The organism is Bifidobacterium thermophilum, from assembly GCF_002846655.1.
Lineage (GTDB): Bacteria > Actinomycetota > Actinomycetes > Actinomycetales > Bifidobacteriaceae > Bifidobacterium > Bifidobacterium thermophilum.
Map to the genome: position 1 here is coordinate 80,407 of NZ_PCGX01000008.1, position 13,183 is coordinate 93,589.

General features: G+C 56.5%; 12 protein-coding genes, 1 other RNA gene and 1 pseudogene. 7 read left to right on the forward strand and 7 right to left on the reverse strand.

Features of this window, described 5'->3' with window-relative positions; translation table 11 throughout:
- Positions 1-2: 2 nt before the first annotated feature.
- Positions 3-236 carry a hypothetical protein gene (locus CQR48_RS09110; RefSeq protein WP_101451978.1) on the reverse strand — a complete coding sequence of 78 codons (234 nt, stop codon included), beginning with the start codon at positions 234-236 and terminating at the stop codon, positions 3-5.
- Positions 237-246: 10 nt separating this feature from the next.
- Here CQR48_RS09110 and CQR48_RS03095 point away from each other — a divergent pair, with 10 nt between their 5' ends.
- Positions 247-429, forward strand: a complete 183-nt coding sequence (locus CQR48_RS03095) for a hypothetical protein (protein WP_244898922.1) — start codon at positions 247-249, stop codon at positions 427-429.
- Between the two features lie 251 nt (positions 430-680).
- On the opposite strand, the gene ssrA is transcribed toward CQR48_RS03095, so the two are convergent.
- Positions 681-1,076: a transfer-messenger RNA gene (gene ssrA / locus CQR48_RS03100) on the reverse strand.
- 184 nt (positions 1,077-1,260) lie between these two features.
- Here ssrA and dtd point away from each other — a divergent pair.
- Positions 1,261-1,743, forward strand: a complete 483-nt coding sequence (dtd, locus tag CQR48_RS03105; protein ID WP_101451979.1) for a D-aminoacyl-tRNA deacylase — start codon at positions 1,261-1,263, stop codon at positions 1,741-1,743.
- A 133-nt stretch (positions 1,744-1,876) separates the two neighbouring features.
- On the opposite strand, the pseudogene CQR48_RS03110 reads toward dtd, so the two are convergent.
- Positions 1,877-3,055 (reverse strand): annotated as a pseudogene (locus tag CQR48_RS03110) (IS110 family RNA-guided transposase); the annotation flags it as partial.
- Positions 3,056-3,651: 596 nt separating this feature from the next.
- On the opposite strand from CQR48_RS03110, the gene CQR48_RS09115 reads away from it, so the two are divergent.
- From CQR48_RS09115 to CQR48_RS03120, 3 genes are all read left to right on the forward strand, one after another.
- Positions 3,652-3,810 carry a hypothetical protein gene (locus tag CQR48_RS09115; RefSeq protein WP_015450151.1) on the forward strand — a complete coding sequence of 53 codons (159 nt, stop codon included), beginning with the start codon at positions 3,652-3,654 and terminating at the stop codon, positions 3,808-3,810.
- The gene (locus tag CQR48_RS03115) at positions 3,807-3,995 is read left to right on the forward strand and encodes a helix-turn-helix transcriptional regulator (RefSeq protein ID WP_015450152.1); all 189 of its coding nucleotides are present in this window, start codon (positions 3,807-3,809) and stop codon (positions 3,993-3,995) included. Before CQR48_RS09115 ends, CQR48_RS03115 begins: the two co-directional genes overlap by 4 nt.
- 449 nt (positions 3,996-4,444) lie before the next feature.
- Positions 4,445-4,624 (forward strand): hypothetical protein, encoded by a 180-nt coding sequence (locus CQR48_RS03120; RefSeq protein WP_101451980.1) that lies wholly within the window; start codon positions 4,445-4,447, stop codon positions 4,622-4,624.
- A gap of 1,157 nt (positions 4,625-5,781) precedes the next feature.
- On the opposite strand, the gene CQR48_RS03125 is transcribed toward CQR48_RS03120, so the two are convergent.
- On the reverse strand, positions 5,782-6,228 hold the full coding sequence (locus CQR48_RS03125; protein WP_101451981.1) for an SMI1/KNR4 family protein: 447 nt from the start codon (positions 6,226-6,228) through the stop codon (positions 5,782-5,784).
- 815 nt (positions 6,229-7,043) lie between these two features.
- On the opposite strand from CQR48_RS03125, the gene CQR48_RS03135 reads away from it, so the two are divergent.
- Positions 7,044-8,108 carry a restriction endonuclease subunit S gene (locus tag CQR48_RS03135; RefSeq protein ID WP_101451983.1) on the forward strand — a complete coding sequence of 355 codons (1,065 nt, stop codon included), beginning with the start codon at positions 7,044-7,046 and terminating at the stop codon, positions 8,106-8,108.
- Between the two features lie 70 nt (positions 8,109-8,178).
- Entirely contained in the window at positions 8,179-9,099 is a 921-nt protein-coding gene (locus CQR48_RS03140) for a tyrosine-type recombinase/integrase (RefSeq protein WP_101451984.1), read from the forward strand.
- Between the two features lie 50 nt (positions 9,100-9,149).
- Here the strand turns inward: CQR48_RS03140 and CQR48_RS03145 are convergent, their stop codons facing one another.
- From CQR48_RS03145 to CQR48_RS03155, 3 genes are read right to left on the reverse strand one after another with little or no spacing between them, the layout of a single operon-like run.
- Positions 9,150-10,316: a restriction endonuclease subunit S gene (locus CQR48_RS03145; protein WP_180335107.1), complete on the reverse strand. Its 1,167-nt coding sequence runs from the start codon at positions 10,314-10,316 to the stop codon at positions 9,150-9,152.
- Between the two features lie 44 nt (positions 10,317-10,360).
- Entirely contained in the window at positions 10,361-11,383 is a 1,023-nt protein-coding gene (locus tag CQR48_RS03150; RefSeq protein ID WP_101451986.1) for a restriction endonuclease, read from the reverse strand.
- A complete protein-coding gene (locus CQR48_RS03155; RefSeq protein WP_101451987.1) occupies positions 11,380-13,134 on the reverse strand; it encodes a type I restriction-modification system subunit M in 1,755 nt (584 codons plus the stop codon). Before CQR48_RS03155 ends, CQR48_RS03150 begins: the two co-directional genes overlap by 4 nt.
- Positions 13,135-13,183: the final 49 nt, after the last annotated feature.

A 13,183-nucleotide genomic window follows, 5' to 3' on the forward strand; every position in this document is an offset into this window, starting at 1 on the left:
TCCTAATCCCTCGGCGTCTCTGCTTCGATGTCGCGGTCGACGTCGGTGTTGGCTGCGAGCGTCATGATCTCGGCTGCGGTCAAAGGCGCATCATCGCCCGCCTGGCTATCAGTCGTCGGTCCCTCATCGACACCGGCAACAGGCCGGCGCTCGCCATCGATGGAGATCGACTCGTCCTGTATCTCTGGGTCATGCGATAGGCGTTCCGTGTCGGCGATTATTCGAGAGAGTGGCATCCTGAGGGCTGTGACGATCTACGTCCTGACGCTCATTGCCAGCGTCATCGACCTCGGATTCATGTGCTTCGGCCATCCCGACATCGGAGGGTTCATCTCGACCGCCGCCGGCATCATCGCCGCCGGATTCGGCGTCACCTACAATCCGGTTCGCATGCAATCATGGGCCGAACATCACGTGAAAACGGCTTAAATCGTTGAAAACAGCGAAAAACACTGTTTTTGCGCGACATTCATCAATCGAAAACGCCACGCACTCTCAAACATGAGGGTGCGGGGCGTTTTCGTGTTTTCTGCGTGTTTACTTGTCGAGCACATACCGTGACAACATTTTGGCAACATTTTTTAGAAAACGACGTGATTTCCGTAATCTCGATAAACGTCGAAAACAGTCGAAAACCGTTGAAAATACAAGAAGAGCCGCAATTTCTTGCGGCTCTGGAAAAGTGGAGCTGCGGGGAATTGAACCCCGGTCCGGTGACCGTACCCTCAGTCTTCTACGTGCGTAGTCTGCTGGCCGTGCGGCAGTTTTTCTGCCCCCATCGATGTCGCAGACAACTGATGGCGAGCATATCCGCAGAAAAAGTCCCCCAGCCACCCTGCGGTGCAGTAGCCGGAGCAAGTCTCCTAAACGACGCTCAACATCTCCCCGAAGACGAGGGGGAGTGAACGGAGCGGCTGCTCACTGGTTAATCCTGGCGCGAAGCTCAGGCAGCGAGAGCAAACTCAGTGCGGTTAGATTTAGCACTTATTTGTTCGCGGAGGGCATCACGAGTGGACTCCGCGTTCTCGGCACGCTTCCCTGCGACGAACAGGTCACCGTCGAAACCGATCAGCCCCTTTTGAATTATCAAACCCCGGATTAGACCGGACTTTTCAGTATACGACATATCGGCGTTCGGCTCAAATCGGCTGCGAGCCGAACAGGTGATCGTGCAAACGAGCGGGGGAACAGAACGCCGAAACCAAGCAATACACCGCACGGACGTGACATCCAGCCATGGCCGCGAGATAGAGTATCGGTATGAGAATCGTATTGCAACGGGTAAGCGAAGCCAGCGTCGACGTGATCGACCCTTCCACGAACAGCGTCGATCCGACGTTCGCCAAGCAAACCATCGGCACCGGGTATGTGTTGCTCGTCGGCGTCGCGGATGCGGACGGCCAGCGGGAAATCGACTGGCTCACCGGCAAAATCGCCCGGCTGCGCGTATTCGAGGATGCGGGTGGCTGCATGAACGAGTCGATCACGCAACATGACGGCGAAATCCTCTCCATCTCACAATTCACGCTCTATGGCAACATCCGCAAAGGCAACCGGCCGAGCTTCATCGCCGCCGGTGAGCCCGAACACGCCAAACGCGTTTGGCTCGCGTTCAACGAAGCGTTGCGGGCGCAAGGACTCACCGTCAAAGAAGGACGATTCGGCGCGCACATGCGGGTGTCGTTGGTCAACGACGGGCCGGTGACGCTCGTGGTGGACACGGCGGAGGTGTTGGGGGAGTAGGGGGGTGTCCCTATGTAATTTGTCAAGTGCGTCTGATGCCGGGGTGTGTCGTGTCTTGTCGTGGTCTTGGGGCGTGTGCGGGGGTTGTCTCGGTTCGTGGTGGTGTCGTTGTGGTGGTGTGGGTTCCGCCGGGTTGGTAGAGCGTGCCGTTGCGCAGCATGCTGTAGATGACGTTGCATCGTCTGCGTGCCAGACACATGACCGCCGCGTTGTGGCGTTTGCCTTCGGCTCGTTTGCGGTCGTAGTAGGCGCGTGATTCGGGGTCCAGTCGGATGGCGACGAACGCGGTCTGGAACAGCGCGTTCTTCAGGCGTTTGTTCCCGCCCCTCGCGGGGCGTTCCCCGTGGATGGATGTGCCGGACTGGCGGGTGACGGGCGCGATGCCCGCGTATGCGGCGAGGTGGGCGGCGTCCTTGAACCGGCCGATGTCGCCGCCGATGGCGAGGAGTATCTGGCTTGCGGTCCTGGCCGCTATCCCCGGCATGCTGGTCAGGACCGTGAGAAGAGGGGCGTCGGCGAGCAGTTCCTCGACCTGCCGGGAGATGTCCGTGCGCCTGTCGCGCAGCCTTCTGATATCGGAGGCGAGTTGGGGGATGAGGGATTCCGCCGCCCGCGTGCCGGGCACGGTGACGGTCTGCTCGCCGACGGCGTCGGCGACCGCGTCGGTGATCGCCGTGCCCTTGAGCCCGTGCCTTCGCGCGTATTCGCGGATACGCGCCGCGCCCGCCCGGCGCAGCCCGTCGGGGCCTTTGTAGTGTTCGAGCAGTCCCAGGGCGGTGTCGCTCTTGACGCGGTCGCCGGCCAGCGCGCGTTCGAGCGCGGGGTGCAGGTGCAGGAGCAGGCCGCGCAGCCGGTTGACCGTCCGGGTGAGTTCGTGCGCGGTGTCCTCGTCCCAGCCGGACAGCAGGCGGAGCGCGGCCATGGTCTCATCGTCGGGTTCGCAGTCCCGGAGCGTTTCGGGCATGCGCAGGGCGGTGGACGCGATGACGCGGGCGTCTCTGCGGTCGGTCTTCGAGCCGCCCGGCAGCAGCTGGGCGGCCTTGCGCATCGCGCCCCCGGGCAGGTATGCCGTGCGGGCGCCCATGTCCCTGGCGACGGTCAGCGGGAGCGAGCCTATCGTGTTGGGCTGGTCCACGATCACGAGGACCGTGCCCCTGCGTTGCAGTTTGGCGATGGTCCTGCGCAACTGCTTTTCGTCCTGGTCGACCGGCGTGTCGAGGACGGTGTTGCCGTCGTGGTCGAGGGCGCATGCGTGATGCGAGCTTTTGCCTACGTCGAGGCCGAGCCAGACATCGATGTCTCCGGGTTGCATGTTGGTCTCCCGTCTGTCGGTTCGTTCCGGCCGCCGCGTCCCTGTCGGGGGACGGTCATGACGCCCGGCGCCGGCATCCACATTACAAGGAGGCCTCATCCGCGTCCCGTTGCCGTTTTCCTTCGGATGGGTCGTGTCCCTATCAGCGGTCGGGGGCGTCCCGTGTGCGGCGGCAACACCCCCCGGATCATGAACGACAGGGCAATTCGGCCATACCACACTCGGCGACCGGGCCCCGCGGCGCGGGACCCACTAACCAATGTAATGGGCAAGGCGTTTGAGTTGGCGGCATGTGGATTGTTACTAATGTGTTCATAGCGTCTCGTTTCTTGAACGGCGTTCCGGAATGAGGCAATGATGGGCTGACTGGAGCAAACGCAAAGTAAAAGAGAAACGTTGAACAATGCTATAGTGATTGGCGGGAATCCGCGCTTTCTGTAGTGTGTTCCCCGCGCATGCGGGGATGATTGCTTATCATCACGATGGGTGAAATCTGCGGAAACGACAAGAAAACGAGGAACGGGAATAACGGCAAGGGCTCCGAATAGACCAATTATCCGGAGCCCCCGGCCCCCGACCATACTGCACGAGGCGATATGAACAAGCAATCAAAGACATGGTGCACGCTGTCGGCCGTCGCCGGCGTCGTTTCCCTGCTCGCGGGCATCGGTGGCAACCCGATTGCAGCGGGGCTCGCCGGGCTGTCAGCCGGACTGCTGGCCGCCACCGCCATCATCACCGGGCGTAACGCATGAAACGGTATCTCAGCCTGACCGAGGTGGCGCAGCGGCTCGGCGTCACCAAAGGTGCCCTGGCACGATACAAGCTGCCGGAGCCGGATGTACTCGTCGGCAGCATCCGCGGGTGGAGTGAGCAGACCATTGACGATTGGAACGCAGCACGCCCCGGACATGGCGGCAGACCACGCAAGACCGCGTGACAATGCATGAAACGCCCCGCATTTGGTGAGCGTCACGAGAGGAAGTATTAGGAAGTATTCCCACGCGTGCGGAGATGGCACAACGTATGCAGCGTATGTTCTTTCCCTTGGTGTTCCATAGATAGAAGGACGTGCTCGTTGATGCGCCCAGGGATAGACGCTGTGATTGATTCGCTCGTTGCCGGTGTCGTTTTGTGTGATACTCACCGCATGTGCCGATTCATGAACCCACAGACCGGAGATTACAATGTGGCACGGTATTTCTTCGCCCCATGGTGGGGAAGGCAACTATGATTGAGAATCGATGATTGCGAGATGAATATCCCGGTCATCCGCAAGCTATGCGAGGAAGCGACGTAGATGGTCACATACGAGCAGGCGTGCGATATCGTCGCGGCAGTTTTCCCGGGTCACCATTATCCGATGCCTTTGAGTATTCAGATGGCTGGGTGTTCAACACGCAGGCTTCTGGCTGGATGGAGGGTCAGCCGAAAGACGAGTTCGGCGTGTCAATCATCGTACACAAGGCCGACGGCGAGTGGAAGTACTGCGACGTCGGTAACCCGGAGTTCTTGGATATCCTTGGCATAATGAAGCGTATCGCCTTGCCTGACAAGTACGCGCGATGATCCGCCCCAAGCACAATGCAGGATAGACAACCTGCAGAACCAATATCTCTATCCGCCTACGGGTGGCTTTTGCATTACTCGGCCCAGTGCAATGCGCTTGCATACTCATGCTGGGGAGGATGAAAAATAGCCCGCTTCAATACCACCATAGGGTGGTACCGAGACAGGCTCTAGCTGAAGGATATCAAATATTCGCATGCTTGCCAAACTTCCCGTTTCAACGTGAAAGTGTGATATCCCGGTCAGGGGTTGTGGGTAGAGGGAATGATTTCTCAGGCCCCGGGAAGATGTTGTGCTGATGCCGTATCACTGCCGCCTGATGGCGAGCAACCTGATTGTAGTCGGCAGGCTCCGTTTCCGTGGAGGATTGGATAATCTGCCGGTTCCCGGGGGTGTTGTTGTTATTTCATCAGTGACCGGGTGTTCCTGTGGATTCGTCGCGGAACCTGACGATGCGCTCGCCGCTAGGGCCGTGTGTACAACAATGACAGCTAGTCCGTGCTCCGCCGGCCGGTTGACGAGCCGGTGGGTAGGTTGACTTTATGACGATTCGCGTAGCTCGTGCTGGTGGGTGGCAACGGGAACCGCAGTGGTCTATTGTCCGCTGTTGTTTGCTCAAAGTGTATGCCCGAGTGACATGGACGCAGGAGGGGTTCGACGAAATCACCCGGCTGGTCGATTGCACGCTATTGAGAGTCCTCGGATGTCTTCATGCCGGCTCAATCGTGGGGCGAGCAGATGAAACGACTCACTGTCAAGGGGATGCCTGCCCAATGTGGATTCTGCATGATCAGCCGCAACTGACGATCCCGAGCGGTGTCGCACCTCAAACTAGAAAACGGGCGGCGGCCGCATCTGAGTGAACGGCTGTTATCTTGGTGAGGCGGCCGCGCCCGCCACCAGATGCAGGAACATACTCCGAATGCCGGCACGGCGAACAGTCCCGCCGTGTATCGAATGCTTTTTGGGAGCAGCCCCGTGCATTACAGAACCCCTTCGACTCTCCGATTGTGATGCAACCCGGCCATCGCCCGGGCTCCATAACAATCCCCGCGCAACCCACCACACAGGGCACAAACCCACGCCAGCAAGACTCGACATGACGCAGCACTCGCCCCGCGCGAGGTTCCTGGCTGGGATACGCGGCAGACCAACCGCTAATCACTCCATTGGCGAAGGGCATCTTCGAGGAAGGCAAGGAAGTCCCCATAGCGTACGGCATCGTCGAAAGTGCCACCTTCACGGTTATAGACCACCGTCGCCTCACCCGTCAGACTCACAAGCACGAGGTCGGTATCCGGCATCATTCCGACGACAAGCCAGCCGTCCTCGGGCGTATAAGGATCATCGAGCTCCAGCAGCGGCGGATGGACGACGCCATACAGCTCGATGCCCTCCGGAAAGAACAGACGCCCGCCGTCGCTGATTTCCAGCCAGCTTCTGAACGACACGGGAAGCACAACGCCATTGCTGCGCTCGAATTCGGAAATCTCCGCATCGGTCGCACCGGGATTCAGCTGCGTCCCATCCAGCTGCGTCAGATCCGCGGCGATTTGCCGCACCTGCGTCCTCTCCCTGTCGGTGAAGCCTTCCTCTGTGACCATGTCTGCTCTCCTCAAGACGCAACGAATCAGATTAGGATTACGTAACGCTTCCAATGGTACATGAGCGATGTCGTTCCAGACGTCATCCCGTTTTCAAAGTGCAAGTCAAAGTGCAAGTGCGACATCCCGATCAGGGGTTGTGAGTTGAGGGAAAGATTACGGGTCCCGGAGAAAGTTGCATTGATGTCGTTCTGCAGCCATTTGTTGGCGGACGAGCGGATCGTGATTTCCGGGCTGCGTATCCGCGAGAACCGGATGGTACGCCAGATTGCAGCGGTAATCGGTTGCAGCGCGTCCGTTGCCCGCCGCGAATTGAGATGCTACCTGTGAAATCCGTTCGATGAGGGCGAGTCGTGTCGCTCGTACTGTTCTGCGCGTCTGGAGACCGTTCAGAATGGATGATGAAACTGTCCAGAAAAAGTGACGACACCGTACAAGTCAAGTTGATAACAAACAACCTAGGAATGATGAGCTTGACGAAATTACCCTGCGGATCGGCACCACATCTCTGACGATTCTTGGCTGGCTCATGTCCGCAGAGGCGTGGAACGAGCGGATGACACGACTTGCCATTATCAGAACGCCTGTCCCCGGATACCACGTGCGATCAACCTCAGACTACAACCACGTGCAACGTTGCATTGCAAACTAGAAAACGGAGCCGGCCTGTCACAGACGTTGGGGAAAGACGAATGCGAGTCGAGTTTCATGGTTACGAATATTGACGATTGCGTTGATGCGTTCTCGCTTGGGAGCAGCGACAGTTAGGTGAGGTGGTCATTCGGCGATCAGCGCAGACAATTTCCACGGAGGATATGCCGGCCGTTGAGTATGAAGATGTGGAAGCTGGCAGAGGTGCTCTCGCAACAAGCTTTACCTTCAAAGAGGGGAAAAGTGGTATTCGTTTCGAGCCTGGTGATGTTCTGTACGGGAAGCTGCGCCCGTATCTCGGCAATCGATTGAAGCCCGATTTCCGTGGTGTTGCCGTTGGCGATTGGTGGGTTCTTGCACCTTCGAGTGTTGCCAGCTCTTTCTTGTTCTCTCTGATTCAGAGTCCCTGGTTCGTTACGGTTGCCAACCAGTCCTCCGGTTCCAAAATGCCTCGTGCAGATTGGAAATTGGTTGGTTCCGCTGCCTTCGGAGTTCCGTCTCTTCCCGAGCAGCGCCGCATCGGCGAGTTCTTCTCCGCCATCGACAACCTTATCGCCGCCGCCGAGCGACAAGAGGACCTCCTCAGGCAGAAGAAACAAGCATATCTGCAGCTCATGTTTCCGCAGGATGGTGAGACCGAACCGCGGCTGAGATTTGCCGGATTCAGTGGAGAATGGGAACGGCGACAGTTAGGAGATGCTATTTCTGCTGCTGGCATCAAGAATAAAGAGCGGCAGAATTTCCAAAGCTATTCCATCTCAAACCAGTCCGGATTTGTCCCGCAATCAGAACAATTCGATAATGGTGGGAAACCTCTCGACGCGGACAAAAGTTCATATTGGATAGTCGCGCCTCGTTCTTTCGCATACAATCCCGCCAGAATTAACGTAGGATCAATCGGATACTGGGACGGCGAAGAGCCTGTTATTGTCAGTTCGCTATACGAGGTATTCCAGACGCATGAGTCCGTGGATGATTCTTTCCTTTTGAACTGGTTCCAGACATGCTTGTTCACAAATCAAATCGCAAAACGACAGGAAGGCGGAGTACGACAGTATTTCTTCTTCGACAAACTCCAAGAAAGCCTGATCTCTATTCCCTCACTCCCTGAGCAGCGTCGCATTGGCGCTTTCTTCTCTGCCCTCGACAATCTCATCGATGCCGCCGAGAAACGAACCAAGTCTCTTCATACGCTGAAGTCCGCCTACCTGCAGCGCATGTTCGTATGAGGAGATGGTCTCTATCGTTTCTTTCCGGCCCGTTTCAATTCGAACCCATGCGGGTCGGAAAGGATTCACAATGTATCGCAACCAACTCTTGTCCAGGTTCTTCGCCGAATGGGTGGACACCTACAAGAAAGGCGCTGTCACACAGGTCACTCTGTGCAAGTACCGTATGACCCAACGTCAGCTGGAACTCCTTGCTCCGGAAACCACGCTCGCTGATTTGACGCGTCTCGAATACCAGCGCATCCTCAACCAGTATGCCGCCGACCACGAGCGGCAGACGGTGATGGACTTTCACCACCAGGTGCGTGCCGCTGTGCTGGACGCTGTTGAGGACGGTGTCATCAGACATGATCCAACACGCAAGGCCGTCATCAAAGGAAAAGACAAGGCTGAACGTAAGCCCAAGTTCCTCAATCAACATGAGCTTGCCAATCTTCTTGCTGCTCTAACGGTGGACGCTGATCACCCGACGGATTCGATGCTCATGCTGATTGCGAAAACCGGACTGCGTTTCGCCGAGGCACTTGGCGTGACACCTGGGGACTTCGACTTCCATCACCAGACGTTGAAGGTGTCGAAGACATGGAATTACAAGAGCCCCAATGGTGGTTTCGCACCAACCAAGAATGTGTCGAGCAACCGACTTGTGCGGCTCGACTGGATGCTGTGCATGCAGATGAAACAGCTGTGCGAAGGCCAATCCCAGGAAGAGCCCCTGTTCGTCAAAGAAGGTGAGCGGGTCTTCAACGCGACTGTTAACGATCGCCTCGCAGCCTTGTGCAGGAAGAATGAGATACCCGTAATCTCCGTGCACGGTCTGCGTCACACACATGCCTCGCTGCTACTGTATGCTGGGGTCTCCGTTGCCTCGGTTGCCAAGCGACTGGGGCATTCCAACATGACAACGACGCAGACCACGTACCTGCACATCATCAAGGAGCTTGAATCCCAAGACAATGACAAGGTGATGCAGTTCCTCAGCACGCTGTAAGAACTGTATGAGAGATGATTGTTTTGCCCCTGCAAAGCAGGGGCAAAACCTCAGGCGAACATGCGCTGTAGATAGGCGGACTTCAACGCACGGAGGGATTCGGCCCGCTGCTCGGCAGCGGCGATGAGATTGTCGAGGGTGGAGAAGAACCCGCCGATGCGGCGCTGCTCGGGAAGGGAGGGAAATGAACAATGTTGTTTTTTCAATATCGAAAAATGCCTCTTGTAACCTTCATTCGATGGCTTGTATCTCTCAAGCATCGCATATAGAAAATCATTTCCAGGAAAATCGCAAGAAAGTACTTTCAATCCGTCAGAGGCAAGCAGGAAAGGTGACTCCGGTCGGTACAACGAAAGTGTGTGATCTCCAAACAAAACAACATTTGAATACTGAAAATACGGTTCATCGCTCGAATAACCGGCGATCGGATGGTCACCTTGTTGAATAACAGGAAACCGTCCATGACGAGAATACCTTGAGACCGGTATGACCTTGATAGGTCTGATTACTTCTCCTAACTGATGCCGCTCCCAGCTATCGCTAAATTCTTGAAATCTCAGCCGCGGTTCGGTCTCACCATCCTGCGGAAACATGAGTTGCAGATATGCTTGTTTCTTCTGCCTGAGGAGGGTCTCCTGTCGCTCGGCGGCGGCGATAAGGCCGTCGAGGATGGAGAAGAAGTCGCCGATGCGGCGCTGTTCGGGGAGAGAGGGGAAGCATAGCGGTAGTTGCATGACTTGCGTTTTCGAGATGTTGAAACGTGATATTCCCTGTGCAAGAAGAATGATTCGAGAACGCATCTGGGGGCTTCGAAGAGATGACGCGAGGAAAAGCGAATCGAGTTGTTTACTGGGGCGGTAGCCAAAGCAGAAGCTGTTCAAGTATGTATCGGTTGAATTTCCAAGCCATACGGAAGAAAGGCCAACCTCATCAGGTGTCTCTGAACTACCGGTGAAGAACACGTCACCGTTCATCACCTCGTGCTGCCGATCATCTTTCTCAATCGCTTCGACTCCATCTGGATTCGCCACAGCATTCGAATACACGTTCATGTAGGTTACGAATCGTGCGTCGCCATGTCCGAAATCTTCCTTGGTTTTCCCCGAGAGCCCGGGATATGTCAATCCAACTTCCCCCAACTGTCGCTGCTCCCAAGGGTCAGTGAAGCCGCGGAAACGTAGATCTGGCACCGTTTTCTTGCTGTTCTTCTTAGCCATTATTACCTCGTATTCATGAAAATCAATGCACATTCTTGGGTGTGCTAAACCCGGTCGGGATGGAAGAAATCGTCATCAAGCACCCATGCCGTGACTTCTTGGGCGTGCAGATGGTAGCGCCTGACGAGTTCGGCGATTTTCGCGCCGTTGATCAGCGTGACCATCCGTGTGTAGGAGCGAGATGCTCTAACGGCATCCTGCGAAAAGTCGGACGTGGTGATGAAGATGCCGTATTCGGCATTGAACTTGTCCATCGCACCACGGAATCGGTCGATCTCCGGGCTAGACACTGTTCCCTGCCAACGCTTCGCTTGGATGGCGACGCGAGTGGTCCGAAAATCGTCGCCCGTCACGTAGCCGAAGCCGTCAATCCCGCCATCACCCGTTGCTCTGATGCCGAGGTCGGGGTCAATGGTGACGCCCATTTCCTTCACCAGCTCGCGGGCGAATTCCTCGAATCGTATCGGCGTCAGGCCCATGAGTGCGTTGTGCAACCTGGACTGGAACTCGGTTTCGGGGTCTTCGGATTCGGGAAGCGGCATCTCGGTTTGTTCGATGGTGTCACCGGTGCCTTCCGCCTGTTCCACGGTAGGCACAGGTGCTTCGGTCTCGACGGGTTGCGCGGAATTCTCCGAGTTGGCTTCGCGCAATTGCTTGTTGCGCTTCGCACGGCGGTTCCACTCCGCACGAGCCGGCTTGAACACCTCTTCCGTGAGATTCCACGAATCCATGTCCACTTCTCGTCCCTTGTCCGTCAGGGCAACCGTATGCCTATCTTCGTCACGCAGGTATCCAGTGAAAACGAGATCCTTGATGCTTATGTAGAAGGGGAAGTCGAATGGGCGGAACGTCTCACCGGGTCGGTTCGGGGAGTCCTTCTCCGCAGTGATTGTCTCCACGTCGATGACGCGTGAGGAATTCTTCAATTCCTCACGAATCTGAGCGCGCGTCGCACGTCCGCCCAACAGGCGAACGACGCGGATGATCTCCGGGTAGAGCAGTCTGCTCATTTCCGGGTAAGTCAGTCTGTGCTGTTCGTCTTGCTGCAGATTGTGGAATTCGGTCATTCCTGTGCCTCCGGCTTCGCGTCGCCGGCATGCTCCGACCCGGTGCCATTCATCGCCGACGTCGGCACGAGCTGGTCGATCATGGCCTGGAGCTCCTTCTGAAGGCGTTCCATCTCCTTGGCGTTGCTCTCGAGCTCGCGGTTGACCTCGTCGAGGTCGATGGGCTCCTCTTCCTCGAAGGTGTCGACGTACCGAGGAATATTGAGGTTGTAGTCGTTTTCCTTGATTTCGTCGAGTGTCGCCACGTGAGCGTACTTATCGACATCCTTGCGGGCAGCGTAGGTGTCAATGATCTTCTGGATGTCCTCATCGCGCAGATGATTCTGGTTCTTGCCTTTCTCAAAATCCTGAGACGCGTCGATGAACAGGATATCGTTTGTCGTCCTGTCCTTGCGGAATACCAGCACGACGGTAGGGATTGAGGTGGAGTAGAACAAGTTCGACGGCATGCCGATGACCGCATCGAGATAGTTCTTCTCGATGATTGCCTTGCGGATGGTGCCTTCGGCGGCACCTCGGAAGAGCACGCCGTGGGGGAGCACAATGGCCATGCGTCCGGTCGGCTTGAGATGGTAGATGCAATGCTCCACGAAAGCGTAGTCGGCCTTGGACTTGGGTGCAAGCTTGCCGAACGGCCTGAACCGCGGATCTTTCAGCTTGGCTTCCGCATTATCCCAATGCTGCGAATATGGTGGATTGGCAACAACTGCGTCGAAGGAATGCGGATGGTCGATGCCGTTGGCATCGCTGCCATCGGGCCAATCCTGCTCCAGTGTATCCGCATTGCGCAAATCCATCCACTGGTAGTCCACGTCGTGCATCATGAGGTTCATGCGGGCGAGATTGTACGTAGTGCGGTTGAGTTCCTGCCCATAGAAATGCACATGCTTATCTGCTGGCATGGTGCCGCCGTTTGCATTCTCCAGCTCCTGACGTACCGTAAGCAGCAAAGACCCTGAGCCACAGGTCGGATCATACACTTCGAAATCCTCGCCGGGCGAATGCACGGCGTCCTTCTCCTCGTCGCTTGAATCATCTGGGGTGTAAGTGACAAGCTTCGCAAGCACTCGCGAAACCTCGTGCGGAGTGTAGAACTCGCCTGCCTTCTTGCCGCTGTTGCCAGCGAACTGAGCAATGAGGTACTCGTAGACGTTGCCTAGAATGTCATGCCCGGATTCGTCAAGGAAATTCACCTCGTCGATGCGTTCGACGAGGTCGGCAAGGGCCTTCGTGCGTGCGGCGGTGGAGTTGCCCAGAGACGAGTTCATGAGATTGATATCATCGAACACATCCCTGAAGTCGCGGCTTGCATTTGCGTTCAGCTGTGCGTTCTGCTTGAAGTGATCGAAGATGTTACCGAAATCTTCAGGTCGTACCTGCTGATCCTTAACCTTGCGCACGAGTGTCGTCCACGTGTCATCCGGGTCAATCGCGTAACCCAGTTCTTCGGAGAGCGCTTGATGCCACTCGTCGATTCCTTCTTCCTGCACGTCGCGTGCGAAGGCGTCGTTGACAGTCTCGCCGTCGTTGATGATAAGCAATCCGGAGTCTTTGAGGAAGCGTTCCTGTTTGGCAGAAAGATAGCGGTAGAAGATGAAACCGAGGATATAATCGCGAAACTCGCTGGCATCCATCTTGCCGCGTAACGAGTTCGCCATCGCCCACAATTGGGATGTGAGTTCTTTCGCCTTGCTTTCGTCTGTTTTTACTGCGGCAGAATTGGCCAGTGTTGTTTCTTTCGAATCTGTCATGATGTTCCTTCTCATGTTTGATGCATGAACAATGAATGATTGTTACGCT